The following is a 21,574-nucleotide window of genomic DNA, read 5'->3' as shown; positions in this document are numbered from 1 at the left end:
AAAGATTGTAGCGCACAGCCTGACCTGCTGTAACTTTAGTGGAAGCGGGACATGTCCAAAAACAAAAAACCCTCACATTTCTGCAAGGGTTTTCCTATGATATATAGTAAGATTGCTTCGTTCCTCGCAATGACTTAGTATCTGTAGTATTCTGGTTTGAACGGACCTGTAACTTCAACTCCGATGTAAGCCGCTTGATCATCACGTAAAGTCTCTAATTCAACTCCTAATTTAGCAAGGTGCAACATAGCCACTTTTTCATCAAGGTGTTTTGGTAACATGTAAACGTCATTATCGTAGTTTGCACTGTTTTTCCACAATTCGATTTGAGCTAAAGTTTGGTTAGTAAATGAGTTACTCATTACAAAACTTGGGTGACCTGTAGCGCAACCAAGGTTTACTAAACGACCTTCCGCCAAAAGGATGATGTCTTTACCATCGATAGTATATTTATCCACCTGTGGTTTGATTTCAATTTTAGAAGCGCCGTGGTTTTCGTTCAACCAAGCAACTGCAATTTCGTTATCAAAATGTCCGATGTTACAAACGATAGTTTTATCTTTCATTTGCTCGAAGTGAGAACCTAGAACGATATCTTTATTTCCTGTAGTTGTGATGATGATATCAGCATTTCCAACAACAGTGTCTAATTTTTTAACTTCAAAACCGTCCATTGCAGCTTGTAAAGCACAAATTGGGTCGATTTCAGTAACTGTAACAATAGATCCAGCACCTCTAAAAGAAGCAGCAGTTCCTTTTCCTACATCACCGTATCCACATACAACAACTCTTTTACCAGCAAGCATAATATCAGTTGCACGACGAACCGCATCAACTGCAGATTCTTTACAACCGTATTTGTTGTCAAATTTCGATTTAGTAACCGAGTCATTAACGTTGATTGCAGGCATTGGTAAAGTTCCCGCTTTTACTCTTTCGTAAAGTCTATGAACTCCAGTTGTAGTTTCTTCAGATAGTCCTTTGATTCCAGCAACTAATTCTGGGTAACGGTCAATAACCATGTTAGTCAAATCTCCACCGTCATCAAGAATCATGTTCAATGGTTTTCTATCTTCACCAAAGAATAATGTTTGCTCAATACACCAGTCAAAATCCTCTTCGTTTAGACCTTTCCAAGCGTAAACTTGAATTCCAGCAGCAGCAATTGCAGCAGCAGCTTGATCTTGAGTTGAGAAAATGTTACAAGATGACCAAGTAACTTCAGCACCAAGAGCGATTAAAGTCTCGATTAAAACTGCAGTTTGAATTGTCATGTGTAAACATCCAGCAATACGAGAACCAGCAAGTGGTTGTTCGTCTTTATATTCAGCACGAAGTGCCATTAAACCTGGCATTTCAGCTTCAGCTAATTCAATTTCTTTTCTTCCCCAGGCCGCTAGAGAGATATCTTTTACTTTGAAAGCCACAAAAGGCATAGTTGTAGTACTCATTTATAGTATATTTGTAATTGTAATTTTTTTGCAAATTTACGGAATAACTTATGATTATAAAAACATTCCTGCCTATTTATGAATTGTTTAGGACTGTAATCTTTTATAAATCAGTAAAATAATAATTAAAATACCCTTTAGCTTCATTTTCAGGAGCTAATCCCGCTTTGCACTGTATCTTTTATAAAGCTTCCAGCCTTCAAAAAGCTGGAAGCTTTATAAAAGGATGCCGTTTCAATCGGGGCTAGGAAATCAAGTAAACAACATGCCTTTATTCAAAGCGATACAATTTAATTCTTCGACACAAATTTTTGTTTGGAAAATCACCGAGTCTTATAAGGAGCTATTCGAGACTGTAATCCTAAACGAAAAAAACAGCATTCGTCTTGCCGGAATGAAATCAGAGATGCATCAGCGTGGTTTTTTAAGTGTTCGAAAACTATTACAAACTGCTGGCTACAATGATTTAGATTTGTATTATGATGCATTTGGGAAACCGCATCTAAAGGATGATAAATACATTTCGATTACACATTCTCATAATTTTTCGGCTATTATTATTAGTGACGCCACCGTAGGAATTGATATTGAATTGCAACGAGATAAGATCATTCGCATCGCCGATAAATTTTGCGATTCAGAAAATCAATTTTTATCTCGAAGTTTCGAAGCTGAAAATAAAGAAGAATACATTCGCAAGCTAACTGTGATTTGGGGGATTAAAGAAGCCATTTTCAAAATTCGAAATGAGAAAGGAATCAGTTTTAAAGACCATATTAAAGTTGGAGATTTTGAGTTGCAGGATTGTTTAGGTCAAGCCGAACTGCATTTTGATAGCATAATCAAAGAATTCCAGATTTATTTTGAAGAGATCGATAATTTCACCTTGGTTTATGCATTCGAAAAGGATTAATCCTTAGTCCGACTTTCGAAAATATTCATATATAGAAAAGTTTGCATTTTTCTAGCTCTACGTTTTAGAATATCTACATTCTCACCTTCAAAAAGTTCGTCCAAAGTGGCAAACCATAGATTCAGCCAAATGCCAAAAATATTTGGCGTAATGCTATGATTAAAACGTTTGTCGACTGCATTATGCGCTATAATGGGATTTCCAGTATAGTTTTTTGTGCCAAATAAATTCATTTCCCAGAAGTTAGTCAGCTTCTCTAAATGTTCCTCCCAGTCAGTAATAGTCTCATTAAAGAAAAAACCGATTTCCTGATCTGATCTAATTTTGTCATAAAAAGTAGTGACTAGGAGTTTTACATCTTCTCGGTTTTCAATTAGTTTCTTCATTATATAATTATGGCATTGATGAAAATTAATAGAGCACTTAGTATTACGCTGGCAATAGTAAGGTTAAAAATAACTTTATGTTTCATTTGTGCCAAAATCGAAGTGTTTACAAGCATGCAAAGTACAACAATTAGGGCAAGTTGTATCATTTGAGTTACGCTCGTTCCGTTTTTTAGAATGTTCATGGCAGCAACTGCTCCTAGACAACTTTGTCCAATGATGATTAATGTTGCGTAGCCAATAAAGTTGTTGTCAAAATCTGCAAGTGTTTTTGTGTAAAGTGTCATAATAGTTGAATTTTATGTTGGGACAAATTTACCACTACATAGATTCAATGTTTTATGACATACATCATAAAGGAGTAATTAGTTATTTTTAGTCTTTTGCTAAAGCTTCAAATTTCAGTATTAACGATATACTTTTCGATTGATAATTTTCAATTCTCCTTTTTTCTCCAATGTTTTAATTGTTCGAATAACCGTTTCTACCCGAAGTCCTGTTAAATCACCCATTTGTTGTCGAGTCAAATCGATAGCATAGCCATTATTGTCTTTTTTGAAATTTAAATAACTGATCGAATAATCAAATAACTGTAGAAGACGGTGCTCAGAGTCGTGTGTCGAAATCTCGGCTGCCATAACCGATTTGTAATGCAAACGATGCGCTAGAATTTCGATTATGCTGATGGAAACTTTAGGATTTTCTGATATTAACTTCAAGAAATTAACTTTCGAAATGCAAAGTATTTCAGAATCTTCAACAGCTTCGGCATTGGCGGGATAGGTTCTATCTAGAAAGAGTGGTGGCTCACCAAAACTCTGATTCGCATAAAATATACCTTGGATAAATTCCCTGCCATCATCATTGTAATTATTCATTTTTACTGCTCCCGAAACAATTTGATAGTAATGCGTAGCGAGATGGTCTTTTTCAAAAATGATTTCCAACTTCTTGTAATGCTTTCGCACAACATTGTATTTTTCAAGTAAGGCTATTTCGATCATAGTTTAATTTCTGAGGTGTTTTACAGTGCTAGAGCAAAGATAATTTTTCCTAAAGTAAGGCTCATCTTTAAAAAACTTCTATTTTTACGGTCATTATGGGAAATAAAGATAGGAATATATACAATCAAATAGCACAGGCAAAGTTAGAAAATAGAAAGCTATTGGCTATTCTTCTCGATCCTGATAAAATTATTTGGGAAAATTTAGACCATCATATTCTAAAAATCAATCAATCTCCAGCATCACATATTTTCATTGGCGGAAGCCTCGTTGAAAGTAATATTATAGACGAATTGATTTTAAAAATAAAACAAAACAGCCAGTTGCCAATCGTACTTTTTCCAGGAAATCCATCACAAATTTCGAGAGAAGCCGATGGAATCTTGTTTCTGTCTTTACTATCTGGGAGAAACCCTGATTATTTGATTGAACATCAGGTAAAAGCTGCTCCAATTTTAAAAAAATCCCAAATCGAAATCATTTCTACCGGCTATATTTTAATAGAAAGCGGCAAAGAAACAGCTGTAGAAAGAGTAAGTAAAACAAGGCCTATTGATAGGAATAATTTTGATTTGGCGCTAGCAACAGCTCAAGCTGGTGAAATGCTGGGCAATAAATTAATTTATCTGGAAGCGGGAAGTGGTGCTCAAAAAGCGGTTCCCTTAAAAATGATTGCCTTAATTTCTAAAAATATAGATATACCGTTAATAGTTGGTGGCGGAATTGTAGATTTGTTCGGGATTACAAATGCATATGATGCTGGGGCAGATTTAGTAGTAATAGGAACTGCATTTGAAAACGACACTAATTTTTTTAACGGCTGTACCTCATTGCAGGAATTGGCTAATGTGAATTCTTAAATTAAAGATCAAGAAATGGTAGAATTTTTTCTAGACGCTTATAAAAACGCTTCGCTGACCCAAATTACATTGGAGTTTATTGTTTTTGTTTTCGGGATTTTGAGTGTTTGGTTTGCTAAAAAAGAGAATATTTGGGTTTTCCCTACAGGATTGATAGCGACGATTGTTTCGGTGTATTTGCTTTTTACTGTAGGTTATCTAGGAGATATGATGATTAATGCTTATTTTTCTATTATGAGTATTTATGGCTGGTACAAGTGGTCTAAAAAAGAAAATGATACCGAAGAATTACCTATTACAAGAACAGATACAAAGGAAAAGGCCATTGGTTTACTGCTATTTATACTAACTATTTTTGTAGTTTATGGGATCTATAAACACTTTGATTACGAGATTCACCGTGAAAATTATTTTGATATTATTGCCTCTGGAATATTTTTTACAGGAATGTGGTTTATGGCCAATAAGAAAATAGAAAATTGGACACTATGGATAATCGGTGATATAATTGTGACGCCTTTGTACGCTTATCGTGGACTAGGAATCTTATCTTTACAATATTTAATTTTTACAATAATGGCTATTTCAGCCTATTTAGAATGGAGAAAAATCTTAAACAATCGCAGTCTGCAATTATAAAAATCGCCTTGTTCGGTCCTGAAAGCACCGGTAAAACGACCTTGGCAATACAACTCGCTGCACATTACAATACAGTCTGGGCGCCCGAGTTTGCCCGGGATTATCTCCAAGAAAAATGGGATAAATCTCAGCTTATTTGTGATATTAATGATATGCTACCTATTGCTTACGGTCAAGTACAATTAGAAAATAAAAAATTGGCTGTGGCCAATAAATATCTTTTCTGCGATACTAATTTAATGGTGACAAAGGTATTCTCCGAAGTCTATTATAACTATTGCGACCCTTTACTTGATAAAGCCGCTCAAGAACATGAATACGATTTGTTTTTTCTGACGGATATTGACGTGCCTTGGAAAAAGGACGATTTAAGAGATAGACCCGAAGGTAGGGAAACCGTTTTTGAAGTTTTTAAACAAGCTTTAATTGAGGCTAAAAAACCTTTTATTATGCTTTCAGGAGATAAGGACCTCCGACTCGAAAAAGCAATTTCTATTGTTGATGATTTGGTAAAAGCCAAAGAAATGGGATTGTCGTCTCTAGATTTTGTTCAAATTTATGAGTATGGACTTTCGATAGATACAATTGGCAAGCAATTGCAATTGATAAAAAATGGAGTTCCCAAAGCAACTTTAGTAAAGCCTGCCACCTTAAACAATGGGATTCTAAAATTATCTGAAGCAGAGCTGCGCGAGAAAGTAGCTTTTTTTGATCGAAAGAAAGAGTCATTGAGTCTACTTAAATTTGTTCCTGCATCGGGTGCTGCGACCAGAATGTTCAAGTTTTTAATTACTTTTTTGAATGAATTTGATATTAAAAACGAAACAATCAATGCCTATGTCAATCGTAAAAAGGACAACGAATTGTCACTGTTTATTATTGCGATGGAGAAGTTTCCGTTTTTCAAGGGAATTGATGTAAAGCTGAGAGAAGAATTTCCAGATTTTGACGCCCTGGATTCTAATTATAAAAATTATTATTTTATAAAATTCTTATTGTCATCGGAGTATTTTGATTTTGCAAATAAACCAAAAGGCGTTTTGCCTTTTCATAAGTACATTACTAATATTGCGACACCTATAGAAAAACATTTGTATGAATGTGGTTCGTATTCTAATGGCGGTTCTCATTTGCATTTTACAGTGTCCGAAGGGCATCAGAGTCAATTTGAAGGAATCGTTAGTTCTGTAAAAACGAAGGTCGAGAAGGAGTCTAATACCAAAATAACGGTATCGTATTCGCATCAAAATAAAAGTAGCGATACGCTTGCTGTTGATATGGATAACAAACCGTTTAAGGATGAAGCTGGTCAATTGGTTTTTAGACCGGGCGGACATGGCGCTCTGATCGAAAATTTAAATAATTTAGATGCTGATGTCATTTTTATAAAAAATATCGATAATGTCCTTCATGATAACAACGAGCAAATCGCACTTTATAAAAAGGCTTTAGCAGGAATTCTAGTCGAATTGCAAACGCAAGTTTTTAGTTATTTGCGACTATTAAAAACAAACTCAATTACTGCGGAACAAATAGAGGAGATTCGGATTTTCTTAGAAGCAAAATTAAATGTAGAAATGGATCCTGATTTCGAGACTTTGGCAGCAGATATTAAAATTGAATTTGTGAAAAACGCATTAAACAGACCCATTCGGGTTTGCGGAATGGTGAAAAATGAAGGAGAGCCAGGCGGCGGTCCATTTTGGGTTCGAAACGAGGAAAATAAGGTTTCATTGCAAATTGTAGAATCCTCGCAAGTAGATTTAGAGAGTGACGATCAAGCCGAAATTCTTGCTAGTTCCACTCATTTTAATCCGGTAGACTTAGTATGTGGGATAAAAAATTACAAGAATGAAAAGTTTGATTTAAAGGAGTTTGTAAATTGCAATAGTGGCTTTATAGTCGAAAAAAACATATCCGGAAAAAGTATAAAAGCTTATGAGTTGCCCGGATTGTGGAATGGAGCGATGGCAAACTGGTTGACTGTTTTTGTAGAAGTACCCTTGATTACTTTTAATCCTGTAAAAATGGTTAACGATTTATTGAAACCAGCACATCAAGCAAAATAACGGGTATAAAATAATCTCAAAAGTTTGAGACAGACGAAATGGAAACACATAAAATTATAGCAGAGTTGCAGTTTAAGGCCGTTAGAAGTAGTGGTGCTGGCGGGCAAAATGTAAACAAGGTTTCGTCAAAAGTCGTTTTGAGTTTTGACCTGCTAAAATCTCAAGCTTTATCTGAAGAGGAGAAGTTGTTGCTAGAAACAAATTTAGCTTCAAGATTAACGTCGGATTTAGTTTTAATCTTAAACTGTGACGAAGATCGTAGTCAAATCAGAAACAAAGATATTGTCATCAAACGCTTTTTGGATGTGATCAAGAAGGGATTGGAGGTTCCGAAAATTAGAAAAGTGACTAAGATTCCCAAATCGGCTATTAGAAAACGGATTAAGAATAAAAAGAACATCTCTCAAATCAAGCAAAACAGACAAAAACCGAAACTCGATTAATTTTATTTTTTTGAGTGGAAATTTCAAAATTATTTTCTAAATTTGCACCGTCTCAAAGGGGTGCTCTAAATAACGAGCTGAGATCATACCCAACGAACCTGAGCAAGTAATGTTGCTAAGGGAAAAAACGACACAATCATAGAGTGCACGCTATTATTTTGTCGTAGGAAACAATCAATTTATTAATTAAACAAAAAGAATAATTCCCCCTTTTATTCGTAATCTTATTTACGGATGAATACAATTATTGGTTATAAAGTCGCAAAGTCTCAAAGTTGCAGAGTCTCAAAGTTGCAAGAAAGTGCAAATTTCAAGACATTTTTCTTAGCTCTTTTCTCTATTTTCTTTTCTCTATTTTCTTTTCTCTCTTTTGCACAAGTAAAAGACACCACACAAGTCAATCAGCTCGATGAGGTTTTGGTTTCGGCAGTTCGTGTTACTACAAAAACGCCTGTTAGTTTTAGTAACTTGGACAAGAAGGATATTAAATCGCGCAACCTGGGACAAGATATTCCTATTTTAATGAATTATTTGCCCTCAGTTGTCACTACTTCTGATGCTGGAAACGGAATAGGGTATACCGGAATTCGGGTTCGGGGTAGCGATGCTACTCGTGTAAATGTGACTATCAACGGGATTCCTTACAATGATTCAGAAAGTCATGGAACTTTTTGGGTGAACATGCCTGACTTTGCTTCTTCGATCGAAAGTTTGCAGTTGCAGCGTGGTGTAGGAACTTCGACAAATGGAGCTGGAGCTTTCGGTGCTAGTTTAAATATGCTTACGGATTCTTATTCGAAAGAAAATTCGGGAGAAATTTCTAATTCTCTTGGAAGTTTCAACACCAGAAAACATACCGTTAAATTTAGTACGGGAATGATGAATGATCATTTTGAGTTGGCAGGACGAGTATCTGCCTTAAAGTCTGATGGATATATTGATAGAGCTTTTTCCGATTTGAAATCGTATTTTTTACAAGGAACATATGTGGGTAAAACGACCTTGATAAAAGCATTGGCTTTTGGAGGAAATGAAAAGACATACCAGTCTTGGAACGGGTTAGAAGATCTTGATAAGCTAGAAAATGACCGAACATTCAATACTTCTGGAATGTTTACAGATGAATTTGGTAACGCTCGTTTTTATGAAAATGAAACCGACAATTACCAGCAAGATCATTATCAGGTGCATTGGAGCGAGAACGTAGCTGAAAATTGGACTACTAACTTGGCTTTTCATTACACTAAAGGAAAAGGGTTTTATGAAAGTTACAAAGAGAATCAAAAATTTGCGAACTATGGTTTAACTCCTATAGTGATTAATGGAGCTACAATTAATAGAACTGATCTGATTCGACAAAAATGGTTAAACAATGATTTTTATGGAACTACTTTTTCTGCTAATTATAAAAGTGAAAAACTGGATGTAATTTTTGGAGGAGGTTATAACAAATATGAAGGTGATCATTTTGGGAAAATAATTTGGGCGCGTTATGCTTCTAAAAGTGAATTAGATGATCGTTATTATGATGATTCTGCTTCAAAAACGGATGGGAATATTTTTGCGAAAGCCAATTATCAAGTTACAGAAAGGATCAGTTTGTTTGGTGATTTACAACTTCGAAATGTACATTATAAAGCCAATAGCGCTGAAGCTGGTTTGGTTAATGACAATTTTAATTTTTTTAATCCAAAAGCGGGCTTGAATTTCGAAATTAATACTAATAATGCCTTGTACTTTTCTTATGCTCAAGCTAATCGTGAGCCTAACAGAACCGACTATGAAAACGGAAGTCCGAGGCCAGAGAAACTAAATGATTTTGAACTTGGTTTGCGTCATGCTACTAAAAAAGTAAAGTTTAACGCTAATATGTATTATATGGCATACAAAGATCAATTAATTCTTACTGGAGCGATTGACGATGTAGGCGCGCCGGTTCGTGAAAATAGCGGCGACAGTTATCGTCTAGGTCTTGAGGTTGATGCTACGATTGCAGTTTTGGATAATTTATTTATTAGACCAAATGCTACGATAAGTACCAATAAAAACAAAGATTTTCATTTTGAAAGAGATGGTGCTTTGACTGCTTTAGGGAATACGAATATTGCTTATTCTCCAGATGTTATTGTAGGTAACACCATTACTTTTATGCCAGTAAATAATTTTCAAGTGTCGTTTTTGTCTAAGTTTGTTGGTGAGCAATACATGGGAAACATCGACTCTGAAGGTTCTAAATTAGAGTCGTATTTTGTGAGTGATTTGAATGCGTCTTATGAAATTAAACCTAAGTCAGTATTCAAAGCAATAATGTTTTCTGTTTTAGTGAATAATATTTTTGATTATAAATATATATCTAATGGGTATTTCTATACCTATGATGATGATTACTCTAATCTGCCAGCTGTTAAAACGATTGAAGGAGCGGGTTACTACCCACAAGCTGGAATTAATTTTCTAGCGGGAATGACATTGAAGTTTTAAATTAATTTAGTTTTATTTTCTAAAAATCCTTATGGTTATGCTGTCAGGATTTTTTTCTAATTATAAACTCTCAAATTAGTTCCATTAACTTCTACTCGATATTGTTTCATTGGATATTGTGATCCGCCTTGACTTAATCCTGTAAACAGGCTGTACTCTTCATTATCGCAAGGGCAAATTAGATTAATTCCTTTTAAAGTCATAGTGGAGCAGGCGCTTATTGCTTGATTAGGACAAGCAGCGTCGAATGCATTATAGCCACTTCCAGTATTGAAAATATAGATTCCTCTAGGTCCTACGTCAGATCCCGAATAATAAATAGCATTCCCAGCATAAGTAAGGTTTTGATAAAAAGCCAGGTTTAGGTTTGCCGAAAAACTATAGTTGGGCAGGTAAGGGTTTTTGTTGTTAAAATTACTGTCGCTGCAGCCTAAAAAAAGGATGGAAATAAAGGATAGAAGTAGGATTTTTTTCATTATTTAAAATAAATTGAAAGTATTAGCGAAACAAATTTAATTTATTTAACTTTGAATTAAATATGATTAACATTTAATTATAGACTTAAAAAAATAAAAGTATCTTTGAGAAAAGAAATCCCGTCCTGATGGGATTTTTTCTATTTACATAAATGATGAAACTATGAGCGCAATATCTTATTACACGGCAGAAGGGTTAAAAAAATTGAGAGAGGAATTAGATTATTTGAAAAGCGTGATGCGTCCAAAAGCATCTGCAGATATAGCTGAGGCAAGAGATAAAGGTGATTTGTCAGAAAATGCAGAATACGATGCAGCCAAAGAAGCACAGGGAATGCTAGAGATGAGAATTGCTAAGTTAGAGGAAGTTCACTCTAATGCGCGACTAATTGATGAAACGCATCTTGATGTTTCAAAGGTGTTGGTTTTATCTAACGTTACAATCAAGAATAAATCTAACGGAATGGAGCTGAAATATCGACTAGTTGCTGAAAGTGAAGCCGATCTAAAAACAGGTAAAATTTCAGTTACTTCTCCTATTGGAAAAGGATTATTGGGTAAAAAAGTAGGCGATATTGCCGAAATCACTGTGCCAAATGGTGTGCTTCAATTTGAAATCATGGAGATTTCGCGTGACTAGGGAAGTGGTCAGTATTCAGTTTTCAGTGATTAGTTATAATTAAACAACAATCTAAATCCGCATCAACTTTTAAGTTGGAGGGTCCCGATAGCTATCGGGAGATTTAATAAAGTCTTAAAAAAATGAGTTCAATATTCACTAAAATCGTAAACGGAGAAATTCCTTGTTATAAAATAGCGGAAGACGATAATTATTTGGCTTTTTTGGATGTGAATCCAAATGCAAAAGGCCATACGCTTTGTATCCCTAAGTTTGAAGTCGATAAGATTTTTGACATGGACGAAGCTCATTATTTGGGATTGATGCATTTTTCAAGAAAAGTTGCCATCGCTTTAGAAAAAACAGTGCCTTGTAAAAGAGTAGGAATGGCTGTCGTGGGACTTGAAGTTCCCCATGCACATGTTCATTTGATACCTTTAAATGAGATGGACGAAATGCGCTTTCAAAACAAAGTAACTTTATCGACAGAAGAATTTGAAACTTTAGCTTTAAATATCGCATCTAAGATGTAATTTATTCAAAAATGAAATAAATTGGTATAATTTTCGTTTAGGAGGGATAAGTGTAAGCTTATTCCTTTTTTTACTTTTATGACCATTTTGTTTATGATGCGAATCAAATTTTTAGTTTTTTCTCTACTTTTTTCTCTCTTTAGTATTGGGCAACCTCCAGCGTCATACACTTCCGTAGACGCAAGAATGTCTGAAATCCCAAAACATTTAACGTCCTCAACAAGTTCTATCGCTAATTATATCAATTCTAATTTTAAAACAGATGATGATAAAATAAGGGCAGTTTATTATTGGACAGCATCAAATATCAGTTATAATGTGGAAAATAGGTATGCTGTTGCTACCGCCGAAACTATAGAAAATAAAATCAATAAGACTTTAAAAACTAGGAGCGGTACCTGTGGTGATTATGCAGCAGTATTTAATGATATAGCTAATAAAGTGGGCGTAAATACTGTCGTTATAAGTGGATATACGAAGCAAAATGGAAATGTAGATGCTTTGTCACACGTTTGGTGCGCTTCTTTAATAGGAAATAAATGGTATTTATTTGACCCAACTTGGGCTTCTGGCTATGTTGATAAAGGGAGGTTTTATAAAAAGATGGATGATAGCTATTTCAAAGTTAATCCTAGTAGAATGATTGCGACACATATGCCATTTGATTATTTGTGGCAATTTCTAAATTTCCCCATTACAAATCAAGAATTTTATGCTGGAATTGGACAGGTCGATAAATCCAAAAACCGATATGATTTTCAAGCTGAAATTGCAAATTACAATCAATTAGCCGAAGTGGGTCAACTACTTAGTGCTAAGGACCGTATTGAAAAAAATGGCGTGAAAAATGAATTAATTAAAAAAGAAATAGCATACAATACTAAAAAAATAGACTATTTAAGAGAGTCTAAAGCCATTGCAGATTTAAATTATATAATTAATTTGTACCAAGAAGGAGTAACAGAATTGAATGCTTTTATCAATTATAGAAACAGACAGTTCAAGCCCTTAAATTCAGATGCTGAGATTAGAAAAATGATAATTAGTCCAAATAATAAACTGGAATATTGTCAAGAATTATTGAATAATTTAGAGCGTGTTGGTGCATCAAACACATCAAATATAAATAAAATAAAAAAGTCACTGCAGGAAACAGTTCAAATGGCGAGACAGCATGAAGCGTTTACATATAACTATTTAAGTAAGCCTATAAAAGCTAGAGAGTCCCTATTTTATACATCAATTTAGCGGCTTAGACTATTTTGCTTTTTTGAAGGCTGATCTGCATAGTCGTTCCTTTTCCTATTTCAGAATTCAAGACTTTGATTTTACCTTTATGGTATTCCTCCACAATCCTTTTGGTTAAAGAAAGTCCGAGTCCCCAACCTCTCTTTTTTGTCGTAAAACCAGGTTCAAAAACACTTTTGAATTGGCTCTTTTGGATTCCGTTTCCGCTATCAGTTACACTAATTTTTACGGTATCATGGTCGGGTTCTATTTTAATTGCGAGTTTACCTCGTCCTTTCATGGCATCGATGGCGTTCTTTACTAGGTTCTCAATCGTCCAACTGTGTAAGGTAGGATTAAGCATAACGTAGATTGGTGATTTTGGGCCTTCGAAAGTAAATTCGATTTGTTTGGAAAATCGGGATTGAAGGTAGTTGTATGACTGCAAGGTTTCCTCAACAATGTCTTTCTTTTCTAGTATGGGTTCTGATCCAATTTTCGAAAAACGATCTGTAATAGTTTGCAATCGATCAATGTCTTTTTCAATTTCGATAGTTGTGGATTCATCAACATTTTCTGATTTCAATATTTCGACCCATCCAATTAATGAGGAAAGCGGAGTGCCTATTTGATGGGCTGTTTCTTTAGCCATTCCAGCCCAAAGTTTATTTTGAGTTGCGTTTTTCGTACTTCGATAAAAATAATAGACCAAACCAGAAAACAACACGATTATAAGTAATAAAGCAACTGGATAATATTTCAATTTATTCAACAACGCTGAATTGCCATAATATAAATTTTGAAATTTCTCAGGAGCATATTCAATTACTATGGGATCATTTTCTTTTTTTAAATCTGATAAAAATGCGACCGCTTTAGCATTGTCTTTTACAATTACTTCGTCGATATTAACGGTGTTTATAATACTGTCATTCTCGGTAAGAATAATAGGTATTGAGGTGTTGTTGCTAAAAATTTGCAAAGGAAGCTCAACATCAGTGTTTTCGCCTGCATTTATGAGTGTTTTTTGAGCTTTTGCCCAAAGATTCATTTTTAATCTTTCTTCGTTTTTGAATATTTGAAAAAAGGTATAGGTGTTCCAAAGGATCAGTGAAATTATTAAAAAAGAAGCGAAAATAATAAACCAACGAGTCGTATTTTTTCTTTCAGAAAACTGCATAAAAAAGATTTTGAGGTATAAATATAACGAAATATAAACACTATTATTTTAGTTGTTTGTACAAGGGAAAATTTTTCATGTCAAGTTCCTTTTTTTAGAATCAAATTAATAGTAGATGCTCCTTATAAATTTAATCCATTTACTTACTTTTGTAAATCGAAAAGCTAAATAAGGAAAACAAAAAAGTATGATTAGTATTGATCCAAAAAGTATAACAACAGCTAAATTGCAGGGATATCTTCAAGGTTCGATAGGGCCTAGACCTATAGCTTTTGCTAGTACTGTTGATAAAAATGGAAACCCAAATTTATCGCCTTTCAGCTTTTTTAATGTTTTTAGTGCTAATCCGCCTATTCTCGTTTTCTCTCCGGCAAGGCGGGTTCGAGATAATACGGTAAAACACACTTTACTAAATTGTCAAGCTACGGAAGAGGTGGTTATCAACGTCGTGAATTTTGACATGGTACAGCAAACTTCTCTCGCAAGCACAGAATATGCTGAGGGCGTAGATGAGTTTTTAAAATCAGGTTTTACCGCAATCGAGTCTGAAGTTGTAAAGCCATTCAGGGTAAAAGAGTCACCAGTACAATTTGAGTGTAAAGTGAACCAGATAATTCCATTAGGAAGTGAAGGCGGTGCCGGAAATTTAATTCTTTGCGAAGTAGTAAGAATTCACATTAACGAAGCTATTTTGGATGCTGAGGGAGCAATTGATCAGCATAAAATTGATTTGGTTTCTAGATTAGGTGGGAACTGGTATTCTCGATCAAATCAAGGTTTGTTTGAAGTGCCTAAGCCATTGTCAACACTAGGAATTGGAGTAGATGTAATACCGTTGCACGTTAAGGAAAGTCATGTTTTTGATGGGAATGATTTAGGGAAATTAGGAAACATAGAAGCCTTGCCTAGCCCAGAAGAAGTTAGTATATTTGTCAAACAAAACTTTTCTTTAAAAGGAGTTTTAAGTGCTGATGACCAGGATAAGCTGCATTTAGAAGCTAAAAAATACCTAGATGAAAATGATGTTCTTTCCGCTTGGAAAGTGCTTCTCGCAGAAAAATAAGATTAAATAACAATTAAAATAAGGAAGATGGAAGTTACAGGAAAAATTAAAGTGGTTAATCCAGAGCAACAAATTAGTGCCGCATTTAAAAAGAGAGAATTAGTTGTTACTACCGAAGAGCAATATCCGCAACATATTATGATTGAGTTCACACAAGATAAATGTGACTTATTAAATAATTATGCTATTGGTGAGCCAGTAAAAGTTTCTATCAACTTAAGAGGTAGAGAATGGGTTAATCCTCAAGGAGAAACTAAATATTTCAATAGCATCCAAGGATGGAGAATTGAGAAAGCAGGAGCTGAATCTCAAGCGCCATCAGCACCTATGCCTACTGCTCAAACTTTTGCTCCGGCAACAAACTTAAATGAAGACGAACCAGACGATTTGCCTTTTTAATTTTTAGTATAGCAAAAAAAAGCCTTGAATCTCAAGGCTTTTTTTGTTTTATAGAGTTTAGAAATTCGGTTTTATAAGAATTCCCAAGCCGTTAGTGGCGCCAAACTGAGGGTAGATAAACGCAGCGTTGCTTTTCTTTTGGCCAAATTTAATTGACTGAAAAGGGTTGTAATTAGTGACTAATATTCCGGATAGAATTCCTATTCCCGCTCCTGCTAAAACGTCAGAGGAATAATGTCTATTATTAGCAATTCTAAGGATTCCTGTAGCAGTGGCAAATACAAATCCACTACTGGCATACCAAAAATTAGAATCTTTGTATTCTTGAAATAACAAGGCAGCATTAGTAAAGGCAACAGCAGTATGGCCTGAAGGGAAACTAAGCTTGTCCGAAAGATCAGGTCTTTCTTCTTTTACCAGGTTTTTAGTGATTTGAACAACAGCCACAGCAAACGCATTAGCAAAAAAAATATCTACTGTTTGATGTAAAACGGTGTTTTTAGGTTTGAAACCAATATATCTACCGGCATATATTTGAGCTATTGGTACCAAAGGTGTAAAATTATCAATTTTCGAATTAAAGTCAGTTCCAAAAAAAGTATTAGATCTTTCTTGGATACTAGAGTTTGGACTAGAATTTAATAAAAAGACGCCACCAGTTAAGAGTACTGTTGGTGCAATAAAGGTCTTGTAGGATAGTTTTTTATTAATGTCTAAACTATCAATTTTTTGACCATACATTTGCGGAACAAACAAAGCTATAAGAAAAATGACAGCTAATTTTTTCATTTTGAAAATATTCAAATCAATACGTTGTTCCAAATTTAATAGTTAGTTTTATATTTAAGTCTAGAATCATGTTTTATTTATCAAAAGAGTTGTATTTCCCGCCAGTTTCTGAAACTAAGTCACACGGTATCATAGCAATTGGTGGTGATTTATCTACAAATCGTCTATTGCTAGCTTATAAAAGCGGGATATTTCCCTGGTTTGAAGATGGTGAACCTATTACTTGGTGGTCTCCAAATCCCAGAATGGTTTTGTTTCTGGATGAGTTGGTTATTTCAAAAAGTATGCGAAATATCCTTAATAGAAATACTTTCGCCGTTACCTTCAATCAAAACTTTAGAGACGTAATGGCTAACTGTCAACAAATAAAGCGCGACGGTCAAAACGGAACTTGGATTACTACTGATATGATTGAGGCTTATTGTAAGCTCAACGAAATGGGAGTAGCAAAATCAATCGAAGTTTGGCAAAACAACGAGTTAGTCGGCGGTTTGTATGGCATTGATTTAGGAAATGTTTTCTGTGGTGAAAGTATGTTTTCTAAAGTTTCAAATGCTTCCAAAGTGGCCTTTATCACTTTGGTAAAACAGCTGCAGCGAAATAATTATAAGTTGCTAGATTGTCAAGTCTACAACCCACATTTAGAAAGTCTAGGCTGTCGCGAAATAGAAAGGGAAGACTTTATGAATATACTGCATATTGATTAGAGCCTAATCCAACTGTCCGTTGCAAGTCCTCCTTCAAAAATCTTTTTTCTAAAGCCATAAAAGGAGCTTCCTGCGGTCGCTCTTTTCTGTCTAGAAAAAATAGTTTTTTTCAGCCTGGGCTTTCCACTATCATCTGGGGCAAAACCAAGTCAAAGTCAAGAGTAACTCCATTTAAATTATCACAGCATTACTTCACAACAAATTTAAAATCCGCTTAAATCCGTTCCATCCGCGTTCCATTTTTTTAATCCAAAAAATTAAAAAGTAAGCTTCACAAACCTCCACTTCGAAATTTTATATAAAACCAGTTCATTACGCAAAGTCTCATGTGCCATCCTCGTACCTGTCATTTCCAGTCAATATCCGTAATCGAATCTTGTAGACATTCAGTCTACCAAACCGAATCTATGGATTTTTAGGCAATAGTGGTTTAGTTCGGGTAGTTCGTCCATTGCATCTAAGATGCAGAACATGGTTTACTATTTGCTCGTCCAGCAGTCGGCAACATGGTCATTAACCATTCCTGTGGCTTGCATGTGCGCATAAATAACTGTAGAGCCTACGAACTTAAAGCCGCGCTTTTTTAAATCTTTGCTAATCGCATCAGAAAGTGGAGTAGTAGCAGGGACATCTTTGAGTGTTTTTGGGTTGTTGATGATGGGTTTTCCTGCTGTGAATGCCCAAATATATTTAGAAAAACTACCAAATTCTTCCTGTACTTTCATAAAAGCAATCGCATTTGAAACAGCGGAACGCACTTTTAGTTTATTGCGAATAATTCCAGCGTCTAGAATTAGTTCTTGAATTTTTTCTTCAGAATAATTGGCTATTTTTTCATAGTCGAAATTGTCAAAAGCTTTCCTAAAATTTTCTCTTTTGTTTAAGATTGTAATCCAGCTCAGTCCAGCCTGAAAAGTTTCAAGTATTAAAAACTCAAATAAAGTTGGGTCGTCATATACGGGGACTCCCCATTCTTTATCATGGTATTCTTTGTAGAGTTCGCTAGACAAACACCAGCCACATCTTATTTTAGTTTCCATATTATTAGATTTAGTAGAGCGTATTTTTTATGATTTTGGATTTTGTAATGTTACTGATAAAGTAATTAGCAGCCAAATTTAGTGTTTTATGTTAATTGATACTTATTTATGTTTGTAATCAAGGGAAAGCTGTATTTTTATGTTTTTAAAATATCAATTTAATATTGTTAATTTTTTATATCTATTTCGTTAATGAAAAACTTACTTACAATTTTTATGATGGCTACATCGATTCTAGCAATACAAGCTCAAGACAAATCTGACAATCCGCTTTTGCAAAAGTGGAAAGGCCCATATGGCGGTGTTCCCGCTTTTAATGAATATAAGATAGCTGATATTAAACCAGCATTTGTTGTTGCAATAAAGGAAAGACTAGCTGAAATTGATGCAATCGCTAATAACCCCAAGCCGCCCACTTTTGAGAATACGATTGCGCAAATGGAGCGTTCTGGAAAAACATTTAGACGGGTTTCTACTGTGTACGGTATATTTTCATCAAATTTAAACAGTCCTGAATTTGTGCCTATTCAATCTGAAGTAGGACCTATGTTAGCTTCACTTTCTAATAAGATTTATCAAAATAAGAAATTATTTGAAAGAATTGAAAAGCTGTACAATTCACCACAAAAAACCAAATTGACCAAAGAGCAGCAGCGTCTTATCTGGTTAAACTACACCAATTTTGTTAAAGAAGGAGCAAATTTAGATGCAGCAAGCAAGGAGAAGGTAAGTGAGATTAACACTAAATTAGCGACCCTTTTTTCACGTTTTAGTCAGAATTTATTAGCCGAGGAAAATGGTCAATATGTTGTATTAAACTCAGAAGCAGATTTTGATGGTTTACCCGAAGCTTTGAGAAAAGCGGCTATGACTCAAGCCAAAGAAAGAAATCTATCTGTAATGGGTTGCATTGGGAATACACGTTCGTTTGTTGATCCTTTTTTAACTTTTTCCACCCAGAGAGAATTGCGTGCTAAAGTATGGAAGATGTTTGTGAATAGGGGAGATAATGAAGATGAGTTTGATAATAAATCTACCTTAGTTGAAATTTTACAATTACGTGCTAAAAAAGCAAAATTAATGGGTTTTCCTACTTTTGCACATTGGAACTTAACCAATAAAATGGCTAAAAAACCAGAGCGTACTTTAGAATTAATGGAGTCCGTATGGGAGCCAGCTGTGGAGCAAGTTAAAAAAGATGTAGCTGCGATGCAAAGTATGGTAGATAAAGAAGGTGGTAATTTTGCTATTGCTCCTTGGGATTATCGCTTTTATTCTGAAAAAGTACGAAAAGAGAAATATGATTTAGATCAAAATGAGGTAAAAGAATACCTTCAATTAGAGAAATTAAGAGAAGGAATGTTTTGGGTTGCTGGTGAATTATTTGACATGCAATTCAGTCCAATTAATAATGTTCCTGTATATCATCCAGATGTTCGTGTATGGGAAGTATCTAATAAAACGACAGGGAAGCAGATTGGTTTATGGTATTTTGATCCGTATGCCCGCAAAGGGAAACGTTCTGGTGCATGGATGAATGCTTACAGAAATCAGGAGAAGTTAGGTGATGAAGTGTTGACTATAGTGTCTAACAATAGTAATTTTATTAAAGGAGCAGATAATGAACCAGTTTTAATTTCGTGGTCAGATGCAACTACGTTGTTTCATGAGTTTGGACATGCTTTACACGGTTTAAGTTCTAATGTAACGTATCCTACATTAGCTGGAACTGCAGTAGCAAGAGATTATGTTGAATTTCCATCACAGATATTAGAACGATGGTTAGAAACTCCAGAAGTACTAAATAGATTTGCGTTACATTATAAAACGGATGAGCCTATTCCTCATAAACTAGTGGAGCGTATAGGGCAAGCTTCTACCTTTAATGAAGGGTTTTCGACGGTTGAAACGTTATCCAGCTCATTAATTGATATGAAATTGCATTTAGCTGGTGATGTAATTATCGATCCAGTTGTATTTGAGAAAGAAACATTAGCTAAACTTAATATGCCATCTGAAATTGTAATGCGTCATCGCATACCGCAGTTTGGACATATCTTTTCTAGTGATGGTTATGCTGCAGGATATTATAGTTATTTGTGGTCTGATGTAATTAGTGCTGATGCTTATGGTGCTTTCACAGAAGGTGAAGGTCCATATGATAAAAAAGTTGCGAAGAGATTGTTTGAGACTGTGTTTAGCGTTGGTAATACAACGGATCAGGAAGAGGCATACAGAGCTTTTAGAGGTCGGGATCCAAAACCGGAAGCTTTGATGCAAGCAAGAGGTTTTGCTTCTCCTTCGAAAAAGAAATAAAACATAAAAAAAGAGCGATTTGAATTTCAAATCGCTCTTTTTTTATGTTTAAAGTTGAACTAGGGATTATCCTAATGCAGCTCTTTTGAAACCTGTAACGATAAGGTCTTTATCTAAAGATTTAACATAAGCAGCAACGCTTAATTTGTTGTCTTTAATATAATCTTGATTTACTAAAGTGTTATCTTTAAAGAAACGAGCTAATTTACCTTTAGCGATGTTGTCTAACATACCTTCTGGTTTTCCTTCTTGACGAAGTAAATCTTTAGCAATTTCAATTTCTTTTTCGATAGTTGCTGCATCAACACCAGCTTCGTTCAAAGCGATAGGAGACATAGCAGCGGCTTGCATAGCAACGTTTCTAGAAACTTCGTCAGCACCAGCTGGAGCAGCAGATAAAGCTACTAAAGTAGCGATTTTGTTACCAGAGTGGATGTAAGAACCTACAAACGCACCTTCTAATTTCTCAAAAGTTCTGATTTCTAATTTTTCACCGATAACTCCAGTTTGCTCGATAAGTTTATCAGCAATAGTAATTCCGTTGAAATCTGAAGCTAAAAATGCTTCTTTAGTATCGTAGTTTAATGCTTGATTAGCCATTTCAGTAGCCATCTTCACAAAACTTTCATTCATACCTACGAAGTCAGTCTCACAGTTTAGTGTGATAACAACACCAGCAGTCTTGTCAGCATTTACAACAGCAATTGCAGCACCTTCAGTAGATTCTCTATCTGAACGGTTTGCAGCTACTTTTTGTCCTTTTTTACGTAGGTTTTCGATTGCTAATTCAAAATCACCATCAGCTTCCACTAATGCTTTTTTACAATCCATCATTCCAGCACCTGTAGCTGTTCTTAATTTATTTACGTCTGCAGCAGTTATTGTTGCCATGTTGTGTATTTTTTATAAGGTTAAAAGTAAAAATTCCAACTCTTAAATCCCAAACTCCAACTTATTCAAATTATAAACGGTAGGTTTT

22 protein-coding genes are annotated in these 21,574 nt (G+C 34.8%); 13 read left to right on the top strand and 9 right to left on the bottom strand.

Annotated features, from left to right (window positions below):
* Nucleotides 1–134: 134 nt before the first annotated feature.
* Nucleotides 135–1,451 carry an adenosylhomocysteinase gene (ahcY, locus tag FQU23_RS02295; RefSeq protein WP_132108752.1) on the bottom strand — a complete coding sequence of 439 codons (1,317 nt, stop codon included), beginning with the start codon at nucleotides 1,449–1,451 and terminating at the stop codon, nucleotides 135–137.
* Between the two features lie 265 nt (nucleotides 1,452–1,716).
* Between ahcY and FQU23_RS02290 the strand changes: the two genes are divergently transcribed.
* Nucleotides 1,717–2,364, top strand: coding sequence for a 4'-phosphopantetheinyl transferase family protein (locus tag FQU23_RS02290; RefSeq protein ID WP_147672922.1), 648 nt, complete (start codon nucleotides 1,717–1,719; stop codon nucleotides 2,362–2,364).
* Here FQU23_RS02290 and FQU23_RS02285 read toward each other — a convergent pair.
* The 3 genes from FQU23_RS02285 to FQU23_RS02275 all read right to left on the bottom strand — a co-directional run bounded on the left by FQU23_RS02285 (nucleotide 2,361) and on the right by FQU23_RS02275 (nucleotide 3,754).
* Nucleotides 2,361–2,750 carry a group III truncated hemoglobin gene (locus FQU23_RS02285; protein WP_132108748.1) on the bottom strand — a complete coding sequence of 130 codons (390 nt, stop codon included), beginning with the start codon at nucleotides 2,748–2,750 and terminating at the stop codon, nucleotides 2,361–2,363. The genes FQU23_RS02290 and FQU23_RS02285 overlap by 4 nt on opposite strands.
* Nucleotides 2,750–3,037, bottom strand: coding sequence for a hypothetical protein (locus FQU23_RS02280; protein ID WP_147672411.1), 288 nt, complete (start codon nucleotides 3,035–3,037; stop codon nucleotides 2,750–2,752). Before FQU23_RS02280 ends, FQU23_RS02285 begins: the two co-directional genes overlap by 1 nt.
* Before the next feature lie 120 nt (nucleotides 3,038–3,157).
* On the bottom strand, nucleotides 3,158–3,754 hold the full coding sequence (locus tag FQU23_RS02275) for a Crp/Fnr family transcriptional regulator (protein ID WP_132108745.1): 597 nt from the start codon (nucleotides 3,752–3,754) through the stop codon (nucleotides 3,158–3,160).
* Nucleotides 3,755–3,849: 95 nt separating this feature from the next.
* On the opposite strand from FQU23_RS02275, the gene FQU23_RS02270 reads away from it, so the two are divergent.
* The 5 genes from FQU23_RS02270 to FQU23_RS02250 all read left to right on the top strand — a co-directional run bounded on the left by FQU23_RS02270 (nucleotide 3,850) and on the right by FQU23_RS02250 (nucleotide 10,246).
* Nucleotides 3,850–4,614, top strand: coding sequence for a geranylgeranylglyceryl/heptaprenylglyceryl phosphate synthase (locus tag FQU23_RS02270; protein ID WP_147672410.1), 765 nt, complete (start codon nucleotides 3,850–3,852; stop codon nucleotides 4,612–4,614).
* Between the two features lie 15 nt (nucleotides 4,615–4,629).
* Nucleotides 4,630–5,253, top strand: coding sequence for a nicotinamide riboside transporter PnuC (gene pnuC, locus FQU23_RS02265; RefSeq protein ID WP_147672409.1), 624 nt, complete (start codon nucleotides 4,630–4,632; stop codon nucleotides 5,251–5,253).
* A complete protein-coding gene (locus FQU23_RS02260; RefSeq protein WP_147672408.1) occupies nucleotides 5,214–7,322 on the top strand; it encodes a DUF4301 family protein in 2,109 nt (702 codons plus the stop codon). Before pnuC ends, FQU23_RS02260 begins: the two co-directional genes overlap by 40 nt.
* A gap of 38 nt (nucleotides 7,323–7,360) precedes the next feature.
* Nucleotides 7,361–7,765, top strand: coding sequence for an alternative ribosome rescue aminoacyl-tRNA hydrolase ArfB (gene arfB, locus FQU23_RS02255; protein ID WP_147672407.1), 405 nt, complete (start codon nucleotides 7,361–7,363; stop codon nucleotides 7,763–7,765).
* Between the two features lie 234 nt (nucleotides 7,766–7,999).
* A complete protein-coding gene (locus tag FQU23_RS02250) occupies nucleotides 8,000–10,246 on the top strand; it encodes a TonB-dependent receptor (RefSeq protein WP_147672405.1) in 2,247 nt (748 codons plus the stop codon).
* A 56-nt stretch (nucleotides 10,247–10,302) separates the two neighbouring features.
* Here the strand turns inward: FQU23_RS02250 and FQU23_RS02245 are convergent, their stop codons facing one another.
* Nucleotides 10,303–10,722 (bottom strand): Rieske (2Fe-2S) protein, encoded by a 420-nt coding sequence (locus tag FQU23_RS02245; RefSeq protein WP_147672404.1) that lies wholly within the window; start codon nucleotides 10,720–10,722, stop codon nucleotides 10,303–10,305.
* Nucleotides 10,723–10,885: 163 nt separating this feature from the next.
* On the opposite strand from FQU23_RS02245, the gene greA reads away from it, so the two are divergent.
* The 3 genes from greA (at nucleotide 10,886) to FQU23_RS02230 (ending at nucleotide 13,122) form a co-directional block, all read left to right on the top strand.
* The gene (gene greA, locus FQU23_RS02240; protein WP_147672403.1) at nucleotides 10,886–11,362 is read left to right on the top strand and encodes a transcription elongation factor GreA; all 477 of its coding nucleotides are present in this window, start codon (nucleotides 10,886–10,888) and stop codon (nucleotides 11,360–11,362) included.
* 122 nt (nucleotides 11,363–11,484) lie between these two features.
* Nucleotides 11,485–11,874, top strand: coding sequence for an HIT family protein (locus FQU23_RS02235; RefSeq protein WP_147672402.1), 390 nt, complete (start codon nucleotides 11,485–11,487; stop codon nucleotides 11,872–11,874).
* A gap of 93 nt (nucleotides 11,875–11,967) precedes the next feature.
* The gene (locus FQU23_RS02230; RefSeq protein ID WP_165425713.1) at nucleotides 11,968–13,122 is read left to right on the top strand and encodes a transglutaminase domain-containing protein; all 1,155 of its coding nucleotides are present in this window, start codon (nucleotides 11,968–11,970) and stop codon (nucleotides 13,120–13,122) included.
* Nucleotides 13,123–13,126: 4 nt separating this feature from the next.
* Here FQU23_RS02230 and FQU23_RS02225 read toward each other — a convergent pair whose 3' ends face one another.
* Entirely contained in the window at nucleotides 13,127–14,281 is a 1,155-nt protein-coding gene (locus tag FQU23_RS02225; protein WP_147672400.1) for a sensor histidine kinase, read from the bottom strand.
* A 187-nt stretch (nucleotides 14,282–14,468) separates the two neighbouring features.
* Between FQU23_RS02225 and FQU23_RS02220 the strand changes: the two genes are divergently transcribed.
* On the top strand, nucleotides 14,469–15,344 hold the full coding sequence (locus tag FQU23_RS02220) for a flavin reductase family protein (protein ID WP_147672399.1): 876 nt from the start codon (nucleotides 14,469–14,471) through the stop codon (nucleotides 15,342–15,344).
* A 27-nt stretch (nucleotides 15,345–15,371) separates the two neighbouring features.
* Nucleotides 15,372–15,743 (top strand): DUF3127 domain-containing protein, encoded by a 372-nt coding sequence (locus FQU23_RS02215; protein ID WP_147672398.1) that lies wholly within the window; start codon nucleotides 15,372–15,374, stop codon nucleotides 15,741–15,743.
* 57 nt (nucleotides 15,744–15,800) lie between these two features.
* On the opposite strand, the gene FQU23_RS02210 is transcribed toward FQU23_RS02215, so the two are convergent.
* A complete protein-coding gene (locus FQU23_RS02210) occupies nucleotides 15,801–16,532 on the bottom strand; it encodes a phosphatase PAP2 family protein (RefSeq protein WP_147672397.1) in 732 nt (243 codons plus the stop codon).
* A gap of 68 nt (nucleotides 16,533–16,600) precedes the next feature.
* On the opposite strand from FQU23_RS02210, the gene aat reads away from it, so the two are divergent.
* Nucleotides 16,601–17,239 (top strand): leucyl/phenylalanyl-tRNA--protein transferase, encoded by a 639-nt coding sequence (gene aat / locus FQU23_RS02205; protein WP_147672396.1) that lies wholly within the window; start codon nucleotides 16,601–16,603, stop codon nucleotides 17,237–17,239.
* A gap of 479 nt (nucleotides 17,240–17,718) precedes the next feature.
* On the opposite strand, the gene FQU23_RS02200 is transcribed toward aat, so the two are convergent.
* A complete protein-coding gene (locus FQU23_RS02200) occupies nucleotides 17,719–18,279 on the bottom strand; it encodes a DNA-3-methyladenine glycosylase I (RefSeq protein WP_147672395.1) in 561 nt (186 codons plus the stop codon).
* Between the two features lie 192 nt (nucleotides 18,280–18,471).
* Here FQU23_RS02200 and FQU23_RS02195 point away from each other — a divergent pair, with 192 nt between their 5' ends.
* On the top strand, nucleotides 18,472–20,595 hold the full coding sequence (locus FQU23_RS02195; protein ID WP_147672394.1) for a M3 family metallopeptidase: 2,124 nt from the start codon (nucleotides 18,472–18,474) through the stop codon (nucleotides 20,593–20,595).
* A gap of 66 nt (nucleotides 20,596–20,661) precedes the next feature.
* On the opposite strand, the gene tsf is transcribed toward FQU23_RS02195, so the two are convergent.
* The gene (tsf, locus tag FQU23_RS02190) at nucleotides 20,662–21,486 is read right to left on the bottom strand and encodes a translation elongation factor Ts (protein ID WP_147672393.1); all 825 of its coding nucleotides are present in this window, start codon (nucleotides 21,484–21,486) and stop codon (nucleotides 20,662–20,664) included.
* Nucleotides 21,487–21,574: the final 88 nt, after the last annotated feature.

The organism is Flavobacterium sp. XN-5, assembly GCF_008033395.2.
Classification (GTDB): Bacteria; Bacteroidota; Bacteroidia; order Flavobacteriales; family Flavobacteriaceae; genus Flavobacterium; species Flavobacterium hiemivividum.
This window is presented reverse-complemented; position numbering and strand designations above follow the sequence as displayed.